Source organism: Myxococcus sp. CA005 (assembly GCF_006518205.1).
GTDB lineage: Bacteria > Myxococcota > Myxococcia > Myxococcales > Myxococcaceae > Myxococcus > Myxococcus xanthus.
In genome coordinates this window covers 1-17,628 of the sequence record NZ_SRLV01000104.1, presented here as the reverse complement: position 1 = coordinate 17,628, position 17,628 = coordinate 1, and the positions used below count along the sequence as shown (strand labels likewise).

The window sequence follows — 17,628 nt, the reverse complement described above, 5'->3', positions numbered from 1 at the left end:
TAAGGACTACGTCTCCCGTGTTCGGTAGCACCGCAGGACGAGGAGGCGGCGCGAATAGTCAGATGGCATGGGCCGGCGAATCGCGTAGGGATGGCCAACTCGGGAATTATTGGCTGTCTCGAACTCGACCTTGTCTTCGTTGCCGAGGAGGCGAGGTGCCCGAATAGGAAGGTCGCACAGCACCCTGGAGCTTCTGGCCCTCGGCATCGCCGGCTCAGGCAGAGCGACGACCGCGCACGCCTCGCTCACTGGTTTCGACGCGCTGCCGAACCGGCTTGGCGCACCCGTGACGCAGCGACCGAGTTTTGGGTAGTGACAGCGGGATCGCCACGAGATCCAAGCAACTCCACGCCTCCGCTCGTCGCTCAGGCCTTCGATTCCGAACCGGCTTAGGTAAACGTCCGGCTCAGTTCTCGTTCAGGCCGCAGGGTGTGCGCGTGTGCAGCCGGCGCTTCCACGTCTGCTCGAGGAGAACCACCTCCCGCACCGCTATGTCGGGCGAAGTGCGCTCGAGCACGCTGAATCGGAGGTCGGCCGGTCGTGATTGCCGGAGCAGTTTGTTTCCGCCATGGCCGCTGGTGGCGTAGTCAAGCCAGCGGCCGAGCAAGTTCTCCGCCCCGGCCGCGGAGCCCACGTAGCCCAGGCGCCTGCGTTCGTCGTGAATGAAGTAAATCCCGCGCCACTGCGACAGTGGGATTTGCCAGGACGTGGGGAGCAGAGCAAGCTGCGCCCACGTCAGCACCAGCTCCTGCCAGGGCGGAAGTCTTCGCTTGATGATGCTCTCCTCGACCAGCGCTTCAATCGGAAAGCGATTCCGGCTGGCGTGACGCCACCAACTGCGTGTGCCGCCGGGCCAACCGAACACCAGCTTCCCCTTCCACGCCTCCATGAAGGGACGCGCCTGCAGGTCGAAGGCCCAAGTAGTGTCGGGGTCGGCGAGCATTCCGTAGCCGTTTCGGGCGAGTTCTTGATGCTCCGGAAGGGCGTTGAACTGAGCCGCATCGATCAGCCGGCCGCCCATGATTTCGTAGACACCGACGAAGACGGCTCGGTCCGGCGCATGCCCAATGCAGGAGACGATGTACTGCGCGCGCTGCATGGCGACGGCGAGCTGCGGCCCTTGAGTGTGCTGATAGGCGCAGAAGAGTTCCGGACGTTCGTCTGCAATCCAGTAGATCGCCTCGCCGAGTTCGGAGACGGCATTCCTCAGCACAAGGGTTCGGGCGGGCGGCAGGTGCAGGCGCTCAAGTGCATCGTTTAACTCGAACATGCGGCTGTTTTCGCACACGCTGCGCGGCTCCGTCCAACGACGGTCTGCTCGGCGTGACGTGCCTGGACGGTTAGGACCATTGATTACGAGAGACGTGTCGCGTGGGCCGGGGCTGCCCTCCTCCGCTGCGAGGACGGCGAGCCGGCGCCCCGTGCCGGCAGATTAAGACGAGCGGCCGGCCCCGGCAGATGTCCAATGCGGCTTGGCGCTCGCCTCCACCACCTCCTCGAAGCCTCGGATGTTCGAGCGGGCGGAGGCCCGGAGCTCGAACCTCAAAGTTGTGCAGCGCCCTCGGTGTTTCCGACTCCGCTTCGGCTATTCCACGCAGAGCGATGCCCCCGTGTACGCCTCGCTTACTCTCCTTGACGCACGCAAGCAGTCGTGACCGAGGTTGGCCACCCCATCCGCCAGATGCGGGATTCCTCCTCGGTGGAGCCGCCCTGGAGTGGTGCGCTCCAAGGGCTCGTTTCTTGAGCGGGACGCCCTCCCAGGCAGCGGATTCAGGTGTCGAGGCAACCAGTGGGTGGCAAGAGGGCTGCCGGAAGGGTCGAGTAGAATAAACCTGTTGGGTTGCATTTGTGGGTGCAGGCCGGATTTTCTAGCCGAAGGAACTTGCTGCCTTGGGGCGGGCCTAGCTGTGCTGCGGCCCTCCATGTCCGACTTCCGCGAGGCCCTTGAGTCGATTTCGAAGTCCCCATGCTCCAAGCATCCTGGCTTCTCCGCCGCCCTGGCCTGTATTCGTTGCGGCACCTTCATCTGTGCCTTCTGTGCCTCGTCCAGTGGGGGCCTGTGCTTCCGGTGCCTTCATGCGGCTCCGGAGCTGGCGACGCGCAGGGCCCGGCTTGCGGCAAGCCTCGTCGATGGTGTGGCGCTCCTGCTCCCGTCCCTGCTCCTGGGTGTCCTCCGGTGCCTGGCCCTTCCGGACGAGGCGGCGATGACGGCTCCTGCCGTCTATGTCCCGGCGCTCCTCGTGTTGCTTGTGCAGGCCAGCCTGATTCGAGGCGCGGGGGCGAGTCTCGGCAAGCGGCTCCTGGGAATCCGCGTCGTCAGAAGGGACGGGCGGCCGGCGGAAGTCTGGCGCATTGCCCTTTTGAGGAACGCGCTCCCGATTGCGCTCTGCGGCTACTGCGGCTGGTTCAGCCTCGTGGACGCCCTCTTCATCGTTGGAGAGGACCGACGGTGTCTTCACGACTGGCTGGCCGGCACCCGCGTCGTGAAAGCCCCTCGTTCGCCGCGCTCGTTCGCCGCGCGGCTCGTGACTGGCTGAAGCGTTTGTTTCGGAGTCCCTTCCCAGTGAAGGGGGAATGAGAGGCGATGACATGGAGAGAGAGTTGAAGTCTGGGCGTCCCCGCTGGCTGACCGGGCTCGTGTGCGTGGCGGTGGTGCTGGCACTGGGGTGTTCCCGGCCGTGGAAGCGGGAAGACTCCAGGACGTGGGAGGGTTGCTGCCAGGGGGCTGACGCGTGCCTTGCGCTGCTGCAGGAGCTCCACGGGCCCGACACAGGGGAGAAGTGGCTGCCGCCGGAGCAGGCGTGTGCGGCCTGGAAACTGGGGCGCGAGGGAGAGGGCGTCGTCCCTCGGCTGATTCCGCTGCTTCGGCACCCAGAGCGTCGCGTGCGCGGCGGTGCAGCGCAGGCGCTGGCGAATATGGGGGAGAAGGCCACGGGCGCCTTACCTGCGCTCATTGAGGCGTATGAGCGGGAGCCCGGTGGGCTGGCCCTGCACGCGCTCTCCTCACTTGATGACGAGAGAGCAGCGCCAGCCATTGTGCGCCACCTCCTGGAGTCGCCCACGTCGGCGCTGGAGCACCTCGGCCCGACATTGGCCCCGGTGCTGTTTGACGCGCTGGAGAACCCGGAGTCGAGCTGGGAGGCGCTGGTGCTGGTGCGCCACGTCCTCTCCCGGCGAGCCTCCATGCACACGGAGACCTTCGTCCCGCGCCTGCGGACGCTCCTCGCGCGGGAGCTGGAGGAGTCCACGCTGCGGCGCCCACCCGGGACGTCCTGCCCGTCGGCGCCTGCGCCAGGCTGCGAGGCGGTTTTCGACGCATGCACCCCACGAGCGGCGTACGTGGCGTCCGTGCTGGCGGCCCACGCGCGCGAAGGGGCGAAGGGCGAGCCCGAGGCGCTGCAGGCGCTACAGCGGGCGGACGTGCGCCTCACGCCCGTGGCGCTGCAGGCGCTGGTGGCCTTCAGGAGTCCTGCTGCGGTGCCGGGCGTCCTTGAGCAGCTCGCCGTGCCTGAATGCCGCGCCCGGGCCCTTGCGAGCCTCGTGTCCCTGGGGGACGTGGCGCGGCCAGCCGCGACGGAGCCGCTGCTGCGGCTGCTGGCCACGGGGAAGGAGGGCTGGGAGCGCGCACGGGCCGCAGAGGCCCTTGGACGCGTGGGAGACGCAGCCGCCTTCGAGGCGCTGCGCCAGGCGGTGGACGCGCCGCACAGCGAAGTCCAGGCCGCGGCGGTTGATGCGCTGGGCAGCTACGCCTTCCGGGAGCATGCGGAGGAGCTGGGGCCGCTGCTCCAGCGGGTGGGGACGACGCACGCCTCGCCGGTGGCGCGGAGCCACGCGAGGTTGGCCATGCAAGGCCTCGCCGAACAGGAGGTGCAGCATGCGGAGTCCATCGACTGCGCCCGCATTATTCCTGGACGTAGCGGGGGGTGGACGCTGAATGAGGGACACACCTCTGTCCAGTTGCACTGGGACAAGCCGAAGGCGCCCCCACAGGGGAGTCCCTGCGCAGCCGTGCCGGGTGGGGACTCCGCATCCGTCCTCGAAGCTATGGGGGAGGCGTGCCTCGTCGGATGGGACGACGGGGAGTTTGGGGGCACGCTGGAAGTGCATGAAGCCGGGCGGGTGACGGTGCTGGAGGAGCCCCGGGCCAACCCCCTGGTAGTCGTGCGGATGCACGACGCCCTCGTGGTTGTGGAGGGCCTCGCACACATGTATTTCGGGGCAGGGCGTCTGGTGCGTGTCGACGCCTCCGAGGGGCGGTGGCGTGCCACGCCTTGGGTGACTCTCCCAGGCGCGCCGATGGCATACGCACTGGATGAAGCGGGGGACTTGGTGGTGGGGACGACGGACCAGCGACTCGACGCATTCGTGTGTGGCCGGGCTGGCACCTTCGCACCCGCCCACGTGGTGCGCGTCACGAGGGACGGGCGCCTGGCCCCCGTCGAGCCGGATGGACGGCACTGACGCTACCGCGTGAGAAAGGGCGCCCCTCCTGGGATAGGAGGGGGCCTGTCGGGCGGGAAGGTTTCAGGCGCGCCGCGTCCGCGAGCGGAACTCGCTGGCCCAGCGCTGGGCGGTGGCCGTGGCGCGCTCGCGCTCCGAGGCCAGGGGCGGCTGCCCGGCAGGCGTTGGCGCACCTTGGCCGGAGGTGCCGTCCGCGCCTGCTGCCCCCTTCTTGCGCACCCACATGCGAGGGGTGGCGCTGACGGGCGGCGTCGGCGCGGGAGGCGCGGCGTCAGCCTTGGGCCTGCGTCCGCGCGGGAGAATGACGTCGGGAATGCTGTGGGGCGCGGCGTCCTCCACCCATGCAGCATGCAGGCGGCCCGTGGCCACCATGAGGCGCCGCTTCTGGTAGTGGGCGGCGCAGTAGCCCTGGCTGCGGTGGGGGCGCTTGCAGCCGATGACGGCACAGGCCCGGGCCATGGGCGCGGCGGCCGGCGTTGGTTTCACACGGACGGGCTGGGAAGCCTCTGTCGGTTGCGCGGGGCTCGCCGTGCGCACGGCCCGGACGGGCTGCGGCTTCTCGGAGAACCGCCGCGCAAGGCGACTTAGCGCTGCGGCGAGCGCAGCGACAGGGCCGGCGACCTCCTCTCGAATGGCCGCCCGAAACTCGGACTCAAGAAGCTGCGCTGGAAGAGCGCCGCCAGAAAGGCCCTGCTTCGGGTGGTGGAAAGGCTGCAATTCGCGAAGACGATGGGATTTAGGCATATGTAAAATGCGTTGCACCGGATGCGCCGACGGCGCCGCTGTGGACGCGGCGACAAAGCAACGCTGGGAGAGGATTACCATTCCCCAGGGCAGCGGCGTAGTCGATAGCGGTGCACGCACTTGCACACGGGATGTGACAGCCGCAGGAGCGCACCGCTTGAGGATGCCTTACTCCTGCACACTCTTGCAGTGGCCCGCGGGCGAGCTCACCACTTTGCTGTCCGTCACGACCTCGTTGGTCGGCGCCGGGCATGTCCCGTACCTCTCGACGAGGGCTAAGACATCCAGGATTTGCCTACCGCGTGATGACGCTCTTCAGCCCCGTTCGTGTCTCGAAATCCTGGGCCAGTCGCTCCATCTCCGCCGAGTCCTCGCAGCCCAGGATGAACGAGAAGGTGGGCTGCGTCGGATGTCGGTAGAGCAGCAGCGCTGCGTCTCCTCGCTCGTACAGCGCGCAGTGCTCGACAGGAGGGAGCCGCTTGAAGCCCTTCTCCTCGGCCAGCGCAGTCACCGCGTCGGCCCGGTAGCGAGCTGCGGCAGCGGCGTCATCCGGTGACGAGAACTTCCGCCGGAAGGGTAGTTGTGGCAGGCGAAGCTCCTTGAAGGCTTCGTAGTAGAGGAATTCCTCCAGCCCCACGTACATAGGGTGACTACCCTCTGGAGGATAGTTCTCGTCCAATAGTCGATTGACGACCAAGCAGTCGTCAGTCCCGTGAGGGCTTGAGCGATCAAGGAACCAATGCCAGCTTGCAAGCCCGTTGTCTCCTGCAAGGAAGATGTAGCGGCTGTCCTGCAGCCAGGACATGGTGCGGTATACGCCGAGAGTGCTGTGAATGGAGAAGTGGGCATCGGCAATCTCAAGGTCGCCCATGCTCGCTCCCATTGTCTCCAGGAAGCGACGGTAGGCCCCTGGGAGAGGGCCCGCGTCTTCCTCCAGCATTGATATGTCGACCCAATCCGCCGGAGTGATTTTCTCAGAAAAGCCTGGGCGGTATTTTTCGACAAATTCAACAAAGGGTTTCATTGGGGCTCCTGGCTATTTGCAGATTGTCTTGCAGTACATGGCAGGGAGTTTTTCTTGGCACTCTGAGCACGACGGCACATCTTCGCCATGCTTGAATACCTGCTCGCGCTCCTTGGGTTCAGAGAGCTTCTTGGTGTTTATGTCTTCTTCTCGAATCTTGAATTTGATCTTCGGACCCCTTTCGAGCTTGATGCCCTCGACTATGGGGTAAAATAGTCGCTCGGCAAGGTGTTTGGGCTTGTGTCCCCCGTGGTTCTCCATGATCTGCTTGGCGGCACACATCCATTTCTCTTCTCGGGCCCCTGCTCCGACGCGAGAATTTACACACTCAAACTCCGCGGCTTTTACGGCCGGCCAAAAGCCTGGTGGCGCATGGCCTGAACAGGCCACGAGCTTCTTGGTCGCGCATGTGCATACCATGGCGCCAATCATGTAGCCCTTGGTGTATGAGTTGGTGTTTGGGGTATAGCGAAGCACAGCCTTGTTCTTGAAGAAGTCCCTTAGGGGGGCGAGTTTGGCCCTCAGGGCTGCGAGTTCGCCCGGCAGCCTTTCTAATTCTGCCCTCTGCTCTGGTCTTAGGCCTTTCCCTGCCGTTCGTCGTTCCGGTGTGTTGAGCTTCTTCAGCTGTGCGAGCGCCGACCTCTTTGTGTACTCCTCTTTGTCCAACTCGGCGTACTCGAGAATCTGCTGCTTCTGCTTGTCGAGAGCCGCTTGGAGCCGCTTGAACAGCGTTGCAATCGCCTTCTGTGTCGCTTCGCCTGCCCCCAGCGGGTGTTCCTTCCCGCAGCGTGAGCACGGGATGTCGTCGCCGTAGATGACGGTCATCACGCCGGATGCCTGGATGATGCCCGTCATGGTGGCGGCATTCGCCGGGCTGCCAGAGGGGCCGCAGTTGTTGAGCATGGGGTCGCCCAGCAACTGCACATTCCTCCCCTCGATTTTGACGTTCATCGAGCCGGGGCCGATGAACTTCGTGGGGCCATGAGTGTTACTTGAGATGAGCCCGCCGCCCGTCCCCTTGCTGGCCATGTCCCCCTTGCTGCCGAAGCTGGCGCCGGCGATGGCGACGGGGTGCCCGTTGATGGTGACTGTCTTCGAGTAGCCCTCGGGGGCGTCGCCGCTGTTGCCGATGTTGGGCAAGGGCGTGGGCACGAAGGGAGCCGGCGGGCCGGGCATCTTGCAGACGTTGGGCAGCGTGGCTGCGGCGATGCCCGAGCTGCCCTTGGTGACGGGCGTCCTCGGGAAGTTGACTGTTACCTTGGCCATGGTTTCGCTCCTTCTTCACTTCCGGAAAGTGGCTCTTCCAGCAGTGCGGCGGCGCGCAACCCGGCTTCCGAACTGCCCCAGAGTAGCGCACGTGGGCCGCTCGCGTACCGGCGCTGCCAGGCCTGCGCGCAGATGACGAGGTTCAGCGCCCCTGTGGCGGCACCCACCTCGCCGCAGCTGCTCACAGGTGTGTGGACGGCGGCGGCGTCGCGGAACGCGGCCCCAAGGCGCAGGGCGACGAAGCCCCACTCCTCGGCGCGGTAGCGCTCGCCATTGAGGTCGCTGTGGACGTCCTCCACGACTTCACGCGTGCCTTCCAGTGGCGCGAGTGCCTCGGCCACGGCGGCCGTCATCCCCTCGCCCAAGTTGAGGTCGTCGCTGTGGATGAGTTTCGTCTCGTGGGCCGTGGTGGCGGCGCGCACCGTGGCGTGGGGAGCCAGTCTCCACCGACGTGTGTCCGGCGTGGCCATCACCGCGACGAAGGCCGCGGCCTCGCCGGGGGCGAAGCCCATGCGCGTCCCTTCTTCCAGCCACTGGTTCCGCTCGCGAAGCCAGGCCAGCGTCTGGACGTCGTGGTAGCTGTCGATGCCTCCCACAATCACCAGTGGGCAGCGAGAGGTGTGGCCAACCCGAGTCACGGCGTCTCGTAGCGCCTCCAGCGCCGAGGCATGGCCCGTCAACCGCGGCTCCACCTGGAGGTTCAGGCGCGCACTTCCGAGGGCGGAGAGGGCGGAGGCGACTCGCGAGGCGTCCGATGCCCTCCAGCCCGGGCGCTCCTCGGGAAGGCCCACCAGCACCGGAACGTCGAGACTCCTCGGCGGGAGGGCGGGTGTCAGCTTGGCGAGGACTTCGTCCAACGCCGCGGCCCCCAGCGCGGCCATGCGCGTCACGCCACACCACTCCTGCGCGTCCAGGAGCCCGTCCCTCGCGATGAAGGAGTCCGCCTGCCGCCCCAGCTCCGGCACCTGGAGGAGTCGCACGCGGCTGATGCCCGCACGCACCGCCGCCGCGACGCTCTCCGCTGTCGTCCCCACCGGAGCACGTGCTCCCGACGCCACAAGTACCGCCTCACCGCTCATGTCAGTCCGTCCTTTCCGTAATGGCTGTGAAGTCGAGGCGGTCGACGTCCCGGGGGCCGACGCTCAATCCCGTCTGGAGAACCATGCGCACCTTCTTCACCTCGGGCTCGATGACAACGGTGCCCAGGGTGGCCTCGTGGAAGCGTCGGACGGCGCCGAAGTAGGTGGCGAAGCCGAAGCTGAGGCGGGGCAACGTGAAGTGGAGCGAGCCCTTCGGCGTGAGGTGCACCAGGGCCACCTTCTCTCCGCCCACGAGGCGGCGTGAGGGACGCTGGTCAGCAGGGGCGCATAGGGCGAAGCGCTCATCGAAGTTTCGCGGCAGCAGCGGGTGTCGCGTCTTCCTCCAGGCTTCGTCGAAGGTGCCGGCCAGCTCGAGCCGTGGCGACCAGTAGCTGGCGATGGGGCCAAACCCGGCCGGCCCGGACTTCGCCGGGTGGCCCCGCAGGTATTCGATACGGTGGGCGGGCTGGTCCACCAGGCGCGCCTCGCGGCTGGCCACCCCTTGGCCGATAGGGTTTCGCATGTCGCTGACGTGCTTGCGCGCGTCGGCGTCGTGCGTGTCGGTGCCGCCCCAGGCCCACTCGTAGAGAATGGGCTGGGTGACGAAGGGCTTGGGGGACGAGGGCTTCACGCCCGTCAGGCCGCGCGTGTAGTAGCGCTCCCCGTGCACCACGAGCATTTTGTCCACGTCGTGGATGCGGACGGCCACCTCGACGCTGGGCGCGGGCCGTTCACCGGGCGCATGGGCGCACGCGTTGACGAGGACGTCTGTGTGGGGCTTGGGGGCGACGAGCTCGGCCTCGAAGCGCAAGCTGGAGTGGCCCGCCTCTCCCCAGTAGACGGGCGCGGGCAGTGGAGGCTCCTGCTCGTCGGCAGGGCGGAGGCGGCCCGCGTCGTCGACGTCGAAGGTGGCCTTGACGGCGACAACCCAGTGGTGGTGGCCGTCCTTGTCGCGGACCCACGTCCGCTCGGCCGCGTAGGGTGTCTTATTCTGAAGTGCCCACATGGTTGGCAACGAAGCGAGGGGGTTGTTGTCAGCGCAGGCCGCTGTCGAAGGGCTGCGTGCGGATTCGGGCGCTGGCGGCCCGGGCTTTGGCCTGCTCCGCGCGCTGGACGTATGTGAAGGCCCGAGTGCGCACCGTCAGCGTGCCCTGGCTACGCAGGGCCAATTCGCGGGCCAGGACGTGGCGGCGGCGCATGGGACTGGTTTCAAGGGCCTCCACCAAGCCGCTGCCGCTGAAGGGCCGGCCCAAGAGGTACCGCGTGTCCTTCACGAAGCGCTTCTTCTCCGCGGCCCACCAGCCCCTGACGGCGGTCACGTTCGGCCACGGCAAGTCGTCTTCGGGCTTGGGCACCAAGTCTGCGTCCAAGTCCTCTTCGAGTTCCGGCGGCGGTGGGACGTCCTCGGGCCTCTCGCCTGGAGGCAGGGCGTAGGGCCCCTCCAACCGCAAACCCGTCATGGCGGCGAAGGCCTCCCCGGCCAATTGTGCAACGCTGGGTACCTCCAGCCAGGCGAGGCACGCCTCCATGGCTGCCACCCAGCCGCTGAAGCCCAGGGCCCAGAGGGCCTGGGGGCGGAGCTTCTCCGCATCCAGCAGCGCCATGAGGAAGGGGAGTTCTTGCACACCGCCGCCCATGGCGAGCAGCACCATGGCTTCAAGGCTGTGTGCGTCCTGAGCGCGCACAGCGGTGCGGCACAACTCCCAGGCTTGCTTCACGCCGGAGGCCGCTCCTGCCTCCATTGCCGCCGCTCGAATGCCGGGGTGGGAGGAGTCCAGCAGCATGGGAAGCAGGCTTCGCGCTGCGCCGTCCGGAAAGGGAAGGGCGCCACGAAGGGCTGTTACCCGGGCCCGTGGCTCGTCGTGGGTGAAGAAGCGCAACAGCGCCTCGGGCGGTGCTTCCTGGCGGAACACCAGCGCCTCCAGCACCTCCGCCTGCAGCGCGGTGTCTTCCTGTTTCAACAAATCGAGCAGGCGTGCGCCCAGCCCTGGGGCCTCGCTGAGCGCCAGGGCCCGTCGAATAGCGGGGCGCGCGAAGGGCTCGGCCCCGCGCAGTCGCAGCAGGACTTCATCCACCTCACCGAGGGCGAGCAGCGCGTAGGTCGCCGCGGAGATGCGAAAGGCGTCCTCTGTTTCAAATGCGGGGCGCAACACGGATTCGATAGCGGTGGATGCGCCAACCACCAGCCCGTCCAGATGCGCGAGGAGAAGTTCCTCAAGTCTCGCAGTCTCAGTCAGTGAGAAGTCTGGCGCCCCCAGCGCCTTCTCCCACTGCAGCCACCGGAACTCCGCCTCGTCGAGATGCTCCTCCAGCACGTCTACCAACAGCATGGTGTCTTCTTCCCCCTCTGGCTTCCGCTACGCGTGGCTGCAAGGGCCCAGATGAATGCGCGAAGGCCTTTCGGCCTTGCTTGCAGTCGGCGCGTGAGTGCCATTGCTTCAAATGCGGTAGCACTGGCGAGCATTAAGTTGAAAACGCGCGGCTGAGACAAAGTGCACTAAACCCAATACGGCAAGTCACCGTCAGCCTGTGAACGAAGCTGGCGGCAGCGTGGCTTGATTGGAGCAGAGCCGCTCAGTGACATCGCCCTTCGGGGCAGGGCAACTCACGGCCAATATCGCCAACGCTTCGGCCCGTGGGCGACAGCGACTGGCGTCTTCCGGGCCGGACTGGGGAGTGCGTGTCGAGAGACGGGGGCACCAAGCCGGCGCTCACCATGCCCCGAGGGAAGAGGCGTCCGTGGAGGCGCGGCATGCCACCTGCTTTCCACCTTCGGCCATGAGCATGAAGAAGCGGCGGGCGCTCGCGGAGCGCCTGGGGCGGGCAGAGGTGGAGTTGCAGCGGGCGTACGCGAGGTTGGACGGGAGTCCCGAAGCGCGGACGCGGCTTGCCGAGGCGAAAGCCGAGTACCGACTGGCAGAGGCCGCAGCGTTGCAGATGCTGGGCGCCCGTGAAGCCTTGGTGCTGGTGGAGGCGTGTGGTGCTGGTGAAGGCCCTCTTCGCGCCACGGTGGGCCTCTTGGCTGAAAGCCACGTCGCTGCACACGGTGGCCAGGTGGCTGAGGAGTGGCGAGGCACGCGCCGCAAGCGGCGGGCGCGGCCTGTGTCCGCTGAGCGATTCCTTCGAAGCGGAGTCGCTACGGCGCGCGGCTGAGGCCGTCTTTCGCCGTATGAGAGAGCGCGCCTGGCGGGCGCGCCCTCACCCCTTCGTTGCCAGGCCCTCGCGCAGCATCTCGTCCACCAGCGAGGCGGCCTTCTCCTCGTCGGTTTCACCCTGGACACGCAGCGCGACGGACTCGAAACGCTGGGCATTGCCTACCACCCAGTCGATGTACTCGCCCAGAGACAAGCGCTCCACACCGAAGGCGATGTCCTGCATTCCCTTCACGATTTGGACGGCCGTGCCCTGAAGGACACGCCCGTCGCGCATGACGATTACCATGGCTTCCTCTCCTGTAGGTGTCGACGCCAGCAACCGGACTCGATGATGGGGCGGCCAGCCAACCGCTCCTTGGGAAACAGGTATGCCTCGACGCGGCCGACGTCGTCGAGGGTAATGGGCGTGCGTCGGTAGAAGCGCGGGTGGCTCTCGAGTCTGTCGAGCGCCGCCAGCATGAGAGCGTCGACTTCGTACACCTCGCCCTCGACAGCGTGCTTGCCCCTGGAGGCGAGGGCGGGGAAGGGCCCGTAGTCATAGAGGGTGAAGCGGGGCTGCGTCCGCGCTGGGCCGATAAGGCGTGCGCCGCGCAGGAGGCGGTGGTTGGGCTCGCCCCCCAGTAGCGTCCCGTACACGAAGACGCGCGTCGAGGTTGAAGCGTGCTTCACGCCGCACCTCCCAGGGCGCCCGAGAGGGCGGCGCGGTTGAAGCCCAGGCGCCCGTAGGCGTGCCAGAGGACGCGGAAGTAGCGGACAGCGGGCGGCCAGGATTCGAAGCGTCCCTCGGGCTGGAGGTACACCAGCGCGCGGCGGCGGTGGCCGGCCCTGTCCGTCACCAGCCGAATGGCGCGCCGGTATGCGAAGGGGTGCCCCTCGAAGACGTCGAGGGCGCGCAAGTCCTCGGGGGTGAGGCGGTACAGCAGCCCCTCGACGTGGGCGCCGCGCACGCGCTGGAGGTTGGCGACGGCGCCGCCCCAGCGGTGGCTGAATCCGCCAAACACCAGGGTGTGGCCGGAAAGGGTGGCTCGGGCCTCGACGGTGGCGCCAGGGCAGCGCGCGCGCATCTGGGCCCTGTCGAGGTTGGAGCCGTAGGCGAAGTAGAGCATGGGGTTCCTCCTGTTGAGGGCGGACTCTTGGCCCGCCGTTGTCATTGCCAGCCAGGGCACCTGCAGGGCTCTGGCGCGGTGCCTCCATGGTGGGGGCGTACTGGGTTGGGCTCGCCGTCCAGCGCGGTGGGGCCTACCTCTCGTTGCTGACGCGGGGGGCGTCGCGCCTCTCGTTGAAGAGCTCCACCCTCGCCAGGGCCCGAGCGCGGCGGTGCGCGAGGCGTGTCCCTCGGGTGTGCGCCTTCCGGGAGAGGCGCCCGCGGTACTTCTCGACAGGGAACTTGCCGTGCCCCGGACAGCAGCCTCTGTCCTTGCGGGTGATTCCGTATGCTTTCATTGCTGTGTCTCTTGTGTTGGCGAGGGCCTTCGCCCGTCGCGAAAGACATACACGCTCTGGTTCGCCATTGAAGCAAGCGCTGTTTGCGAGGAGCGGGGACCGCAGGAAGGTGCGAGCCCGGCGCCCGGATTTTCCCGGGCCCTGCCGCGAGCGCAGGCGGGCGCCAGGGCCCCGTGGCGCCCGCGAAGGCCCCGTCACGCGGCAGCCAAGGCTTCGGTGGGCGCGCTGCCCCCTGCGCCGCCCTGTGTGCCCTCGCTGCCGGTCGAGCCGTCCTCGCCCCCGCCCGAGCCGCGCCTGTCACGGCGCTGGCCCTTCCAGGCCGCGCTGCCCTCCAGCTTCTTGAGGAGGTGGAGGCGGGCCGTCTTGAATTCCTCGCCGATGAGTCCCAGGTGGAGGAGGAACACCCGGAAGTCGTACTTGGCGGTGGCGGGGTTGAAGTCGCGGCGCTTGCTAGAGGCGGCCTTCGAGGCCAGGGCCCGGGCGGCGAGGGCCAACACCAGTTGGACGTAGGCCTTCACCTCTCCCGCGTGCACCGAGCCGTTGAAGTACCTGAATTCGATGGTGCCCCGGAAGAAGAGGCTGTTGAGGTTGAGGCCGTGGTAGCGGCTGGAGTCGTAGCGGTTGGGCATGCTGTTGCGGCGCCCGTACCAAGCCTCATTCACATCCTGCAGGGTGCGCGGGCGCCGGGCCTCCAGCCGCTGGAGGAAGGCCCCATCGATGGGGCGGCAGTACCGGGCGAGCCGGGCCGCACTCACCCCGAGGGCCGTCTCCAGGAGGCGCTCCTGCTTGTGCACCATCTTCACGAGGTTGGTGACGCCCTTGGCGTCGAAGCGGCTGCCGTCGACGTGGATGTGGATTCCGGTGGAGGCGTCGGCGCGTGCGCCGGCCTCGCGCGCGGCGCGCACCACCTGCTGTAAGGCGTCCATGTCCTGGTAGGTGAGGATGGGGGAGACGATTTCGCCGCTGTACTCGCCTCCGCTCAGCGAGGCGTCCGATACCACCCTCCAGATGCGGCCCTGGGTGTCCGTCACCTGCCAGCCCCGGTAGTCGCCGGAAACGTGCCCGCCCACCGCGCTCTGAATCGCATGGGCCAGCTTCTGGCGGCTGGCGCCAACCGTCTCAATTTCAATTCCAAACCGGAGCGTCTTCATGGAGTTTGCCTCTCGCGTTCGCGCGGGGCTGTGGCGCCCGTCGCGAAACACATACACGCTCTGGTGTGCGAATGAAGCAAGTCATCTTCGGCGGCTGGCGATGTGGATTTGGCTGTCTGAAATTGCCGCGAGAATTCGCGGGGTTTCGCGCAGGCTCCCCCGTGGCCGGGACGCGGCCAGCCTGCCTGGGCTGGGGGCTGTAGGCGGAATTCCAGTGTGTGTGATTGCCCCTGGATGAGACAGGCGGGGGCTTGGCGGAACGTGCCAGCGCGGAGTCCCCTGCGGCGTCCGCTGGCTCAGCCGGAGGAGCCTCCCTCCGGCGCTGGACCGCTGACCGGCGCGCGCCGCACGCGGTGCCTGCTGAGGGGCTCAGGAGGGCTCAACCCACGAGGCGTTTGAGCAGCGCCATCGCGCGCTCGGCTTCGACCGGAGTGCCCTCCGCCAGCTCCAGGTACACGCGGCCTCCGGAGAAGCTGAACACATCCGGGAGTTGTTCGATGCGAACATCCCAGCTCTCGCTTTCCGGGGTTGCCAGCTCGATATCGGCGTAGAGGCGATGGAGGGCGGCGTCCAGCGTGCGCTGGCGCGTGTCCTTCGGGAAGCGCACCTCGATGTACGGCTGGGGAATTCCATGGCGCGCGGTGCGCTGTCCTACCATCATTAACTGCTGGCTCGTCGTGGCCATCGTTGTCCTCGCGTTCCGTAGGGCGGGGTGTTGCCCGTTGCGAAAGACATACGCGCTCTTGTGGGGATGCAATTCAAGTTGAGTCTGCGGGGCTCCGCGTTGACTCTGCGAAAGGGCGCGGCCGAGGTGTTTGGCTCCTTCTGCCCTGCCGCTGCGTCCCGGCGCTTACGCCTGGGTGGCCCAGCCGGGAAGCGAGCGGTACTCGATGGGGTGGCCGAGGGCCTCGGCGTGACGGATGCCCAGCTTCATCCCCTCCGAGTAGCCGAGGTCCGTGTAGACCACCGTGGCCTGCGCGACGCGGCGGAATTCGAAGCCCGCCTCGATGCCGTGGTTGCGCTCCTCGGGGACCTCATCCCGCAGCACCCCAGGCTGCGTGTAGAGCAGGTGGCTCGCGTAGGGGGCCTCGCCGCGCCGGAGGCAGTCGCTGAGGGCCGCCCGGGCATACGCGACGTTGCGCTCGATGTCACCGGCGTAAGGGCTCTCGACAATCACGATGGGGCGGCTCATGGGGTTCTCCGTGTGTTGGCGGGGCCGTCGCTGGCCGTCGCGAAACACATACATCCCTGCGTGCGGATGGGAAGCAAGTCGCGTCTGGTGTTTTGTGTCGAATGTGGTCTGCGCCCAGGGTTGGGAGCGTGTTTCGTGTGGTGTTTCAGTGTCACGGGATTGGGAGAGGAGCCCGCGCGGTGCTGCGGCGCGGGTTCCCCCTTCCTCTGCTGCTCAGCGCGGCAGCACGGCGTTGAGGAGCGCCATGCCCCGCATGGCTTCGGCATGGTCCCCCTTGGACAGCTCCAGGTAGACGCGGCCGTGATTCGCCTCCTCGAGGCGCTCGGTCTGCACAATCCATCGCTCGCTGGTAGGCGTGCGCAGCTCCAGGCTGGCGGCGAACGTGTAGAGCATCGCGCTCGTCTCCCGATGGCTGGAGCCGCGCGGGAGGAAGAAGTCCACCTGCGGCTGAGGCGTGCCGTATCGGTTCTTGCTGAGGCTCAGAGTCACCGTGGCGTTCTGGGGGGCGGTTGCCGTCGTCTGGCCAAGGCGAGGGGGCTTGGGGGTGGTCTTCATGGTGTGCGTTCCTTTGGGGTTGGCGCGGCGCTTTGTTGTTCGTCGCGAAACGCATACATCCCTACGTGGGGGTGCGAAGCAAGTCGTGTCTGGTGTTTTGTGCTGGATGTAGTTTGTGCCGAGGATTGCGGCGTGTTTCGCGTGGTGTTTCAGTGTCACGGGATTGGGAGAGGAGCCCGCGCGGTGGTGCGGCGCGGGTTCCCCTGCCCCTGCCGTTCAGTCCAGCAGCAGGGCGTTGAGGAGCATCATCCCGCGCATAGCCTCGGCATGGTCCCCCTCGGCCAGCTCCAGGAAGATGCGGCCGTGGTTCGGCTCCACGCAGCAGTCGGTCCGAATGAGCCACCGCTCGTTGGGTGGGGTGTTCAGCTCCAGGCTGGCGGCATAGGTGTGGAGCAAAGCGCTCAACTGCCGATGGGGGGCGCCGGGAAGGAATATGTCCAGCTGTGGTTGGGCTCTGCCGACCTGGTTCTTGCCGAGGTCCAAGGACAGCCTGGCGTTGCTGAAATCAATCACCTTGATGGGGACAATGTAGAAGGGGACGGCCGTGGTGCTCATAGTTGGTGTTCCTGTGGGTTCGCGCGGCGCTCAGTTGCCCGTCGCAAAAGGCATACACGCTCTGGTTGGCGGGCGTATCAAGTCCTCTCTCGTGTTTGGGTGGTGTGCGTTTTGGAGGGATATGCCTTTGTGGAGACCTCTTCCCCTTGCGCATCCGGGTGGTGTGAGGGATGTCACCCTTGTTTCGGGCGGTGCAAGCGCTCCCGGATGGCCGTGTGCCTCAGTTCGTTCAGGGCGGCCTGGGCGTCCTCGGCGCCCCAATCCACCAGCCGCGGCAGGCAGGTGTGGATGATGGGGATTCGTTCCGCCAGGCGCCTCAGCATCCCGGTGGGGACGCCCTGATTCCGTGTGCGCACCCAGTGGAGGAGGAGCCGGGCCCAGGCCCGTTGGTTGGCGAATCGAAACAGGGCCCCCTCAACGTCCACGTAGACAGGGACGTCGCTCGGACTCTCCAGCCGCTCAATCGTCACACGGTAATCGCCGGGGCGAATGGGGTGGGGGAGGAGGGATTCGACATCGGAGAGCAGGGCTGCGCGGCGGTTGGGCACGCCCAGCCCGAGTTTCTGCGGGACGGAGATGATGTGGCTTGTCTTCATGTCGTGAGCCAGGGAGCGGGGCGCGCGGCGAGCGAGAGGGCCCGCCGCGCGCATTGTTGGTGGTTGAGGCTTACTCGTCGCTGCTGGCGCCGAGGTCCGCGCCGCTCATCTCCTTCGCGGCCTCCTCGAAGCTCTGGGCCGCGAGCGGGTGGACGGTGACGCGCTGGCTATCCTCGGCCGCCAACCGCTCCCGGAAGAGCGCGACCAACGTTTCGTTCGGCTGGCTGTCGAGGCGCCTGGAGATTCGCTTGTCCACCCGAACCACAGCCGTCAGGTAGCCCGCGCGCGCGTCAACGCTCATGGCGGTGTCGTGGACAATCCTGCGGTAGAGGGAAAAGAGGTCATCAACGTCACCAGTGGTGTGCGGAATGTGGACTCCGGGGGCGGCGGGGTTCGACAGCGGAATG

19 protein-coding genes and 1 pseudogene are annotated in these 17,628 nt (G+C 67.1%); 3 read left to right on the top strand and 17 right to left on the bottom strand.

Annotated features, from left to right (window positions below):
- Window positions 1-406: 406 nt before the first annotated feature.
- Window positions 407-1,270 (bottom strand): GIY-YIG nuclease family protein, encoded by an 864-nt coding sequence (locus FMQ63_RS32035; RefSeq protein ID WP_011551914.1) that lies wholly within the window; start codon window positions 1,268-1,270, stop codon window positions 407-409.
- A 652-nt stretch (window positions 1,271-1,922) separates the two neighbouring features.
- Here FMQ63_RS32035 and FMQ63_RS32025 point away from each other — a divergent pair.
- Together FMQ63_RS32025 and FMQ63_RS32020 are read left to right on the top strand one after the other, a co-directional pair.
- A complete protein-coding gene (locus FMQ63_RS32025) occupies window positions 1,923-2,537 on the top strand; it encodes an RDD family protein (RefSeq protein WP_011551915.1) in 615 nt (204 codons plus the stop codon).
- A gap of 52 nt (window positions 2,538-2,589) precedes the next feature.
- Window positions 2,590-4,461 (top strand): HEAT repeat domain-containing protein, encoded by a 1,872-nt coding sequence (locus FMQ63_RS32020; RefSeq protein WP_020480807.1) that lies wholly within the window; start codon window positions 2,590-2,592, stop codon window positions 4,459-4,461.
- 63 nt (window positions 4,462-4,524) lie between these two features.
- On the opposite strand, the gene FMQ63_RS38790 is transcribed toward FMQ63_RS32020, so the two are convergent.
- The 6 genes from FMQ63_RS38790 to FMQ63_RS31990 all read right to left on the bottom strand — a co-directional run bounded on the left by FMQ63_RS38790 (window position 4,525) and on the right by FMQ63_RS31990 (window position 10,904).
- On the bottom strand, window positions 4,525-4,947 hold the full coding sequence (locus FMQ63_RS38790; RefSeq protein WP_020478943.1) for a hypothetical protein: 423 nt from the start codon (window positions 4,945-4,947) through the stop codon (window positions 4,525-4,527).
- 553 nt (window positions 4,948-5,500) lie between these two features.
- Window positions 5,501-6,229, bottom strand: a complete 729-nt coding sequence (locus FMQ63_RS38210; RefSeq protein WP_011551917.1) for a hypothetical protein — start codon at window positions 6,227-6,229, stop codon at window positions 5,501-5,503.
- Window positions 6,230-6,241: 12 nt separating this feature from the next.
- Window positions 6,242-7,495 (bottom strand): DUF4150 domain-containing protein, encoded by a 1,254-nt coding sequence (locus tag FMQ63_RS32005; RefSeq protein ID WP_011551918.1) that lies wholly within the window; start codon window positions 7,493-7,495, stop codon window positions 6,242-6,244.
- A complete protein-coding gene (locus tag FMQ63_RS32000) occupies window positions 7,483-8,574 on the bottom strand; it encodes a hypothetical protein (RefSeq protein WP_011551919.1) in 1,092 nt (363 codons plus the stop codon). Before FMQ63_RS32000 ends, FMQ63_RS32005 begins: the two co-directional genes overlap by 13 nt.
- A 1-nt stretch (window position 8,575) precedes the next feature.
- Window positions 8,576-9,580: a DUF2169 domain-containing protein gene (locus tag FMQ63_RS31995; protein WP_011551920.1), complete on the bottom strand. Its 1,005-nt coding sequence runs from the start codon at window positions 9,578-9,580 to the stop codon at window positions 8,576-8,578.
- A gap of 28 nt (window positions 9,581-9,608) precedes the next feature.
- On the bottom strand, window positions 9,609-10,904 hold the full coding sequence (locus FMQ63_RS31990; RefSeq protein WP_011551921.1) for a TIGR02270 family protein: 1,296 nt from the start codon (window positions 10,902-10,904) through the stop codon (window positions 9,609-9,611).
- 448 nt (window positions 10,905-11,352) lie between these two features.
- On the opposite strand from FMQ63_RS31990, the gene FMQ63_RS31985 reads away from it, so the two are divergent.
- Window positions 11,353-11,727, top strand: a complete 375-nt coding sequence (locus FMQ63_RS31985; RefSeq protein ID WP_020478941.1) for a hypothetical protein — start codon at window positions 11,353-11,355, stop codon at window positions 11,725-11,727.
- A 45-nt stretch (window positions 11,728-11,772) separates the two neighbouring features.
- Here FMQ63_RS31985 and FMQ63_RS31980 read toward each other — a convergent pair whose 3' ends face one another.
- From FMQ63_RS31980 to FMQ63_RS31935, 10 genes and pseudogenes are all read right to left on the bottom strand, one after another.
- Window positions 11,773-12,015: a hypothetical protein gene (locus tag FMQ63_RS31980; protein ID WP_275955114.1), complete on the bottom strand. Its 243-nt coding sequence runs from the start codon at window positions 12,013-12,015 to the stop codon at window positions 11,773-11,775.
- Window positions 12,009-12,398 (bottom strand): gamma-glutamylcyclotransferase, encoded by a 390-nt coding sequence (locus FMQ63_RS31975; protein ID WP_011551924.1) that lies wholly within the window; start codon window positions 12,396-12,398, stop codon window positions 12,009-12,011. The genes FMQ63_RS31980 and FMQ63_RS31975 overlap by 7 nt, the downstream gene beginning before the upstream one ends.
- Window positions 12,395-12,835 (bottom strand): gamma-glutamylcyclotransferase family protein, encoded by a 441-nt coding sequence (locus FMQ63_RS31970; protein ID WP_011551925.1) that lies wholly within the window; start codon window positions 12,833-12,835, stop codon window positions 12,395-12,397. Before FMQ63_RS31970 ends, FMQ63_RS31975 begins: the two co-directional genes overlap by 4 nt.
- A gap of 531 nt (window positions 12,836-13,366) precedes the next feature.
- The gene (locus FMQ63_RS31965; RefSeq protein WP_011551926.1) at window positions 13,367-14,323 is read right to left on the bottom strand and encodes an amidoligase family protein; all 957 of its coding nucleotides are present in this window, start codon (window positions 14,321-14,323) and stop codon (window positions 13,367-13,369) included.
- A gap of 379 nt (window positions 14,324-14,702) precedes the next feature.
- A complete protein-coding gene (locus FMQ63_RS31960) occupies window positions 14,703-14,984 on the bottom strand; it encodes a hypothetical protein (RefSeq protein WP_020478938.1) in 282 nt (93 codons plus the stop codon).
- Window positions 14,985-15,173: 189 nt separating this feature from the next.
- On the bottom strand, window positions 15,174-15,515 hold the full coding sequence (locus FMQ63_RS31955; RefSeq protein ID WP_020478937.1) for a hypothetical protein: 342 nt from the start codon (window positions 15,513-15,515) through the stop codon (window positions 15,174-15,176).
- Window positions 15,516-15,728: 213 nt separating this feature from the next.
- Window positions 15,729-16,070 (bottom strand): hypothetical protein, encoded by a 342-nt coding sequence (locus tag FMQ63_RS31950; RefSeq protein WP_020478936.1) that lies wholly within the window; start codon window positions 16,068-16,070, stop codon window positions 15,729-15,731.
- Window positions 16,071-16,286: 216 nt separating this feature from the next.
- Complete coding sequence (locus FMQ63_RS31945) at window positions 16,287-16,625, bottom strand: hypothetical protein (RefSeq protein WP_020479225.1); 339 nt, start codon at window positions 16,623-16,625, stop codon at window positions 16,287-16,289.
- 173 nt (window positions 16,626-16,798) lie between these two features.
- A complete protein-coding gene (locus tag FMQ63_RS31940; RefSeq protein WP_225909849.1) occupies window positions 16,799-17,221 on the bottom strand; it encodes a hypothetical protein in 423 nt (140 codons plus the stop codon).
- Window positions 17,222-17,291: 70 nt separating this feature from the next.
- Window positions 17,292-17,628, bottom strand: a pseudogene (locus FMQ63_RS31935) (hypothetical protein); the annotation flags it as partial.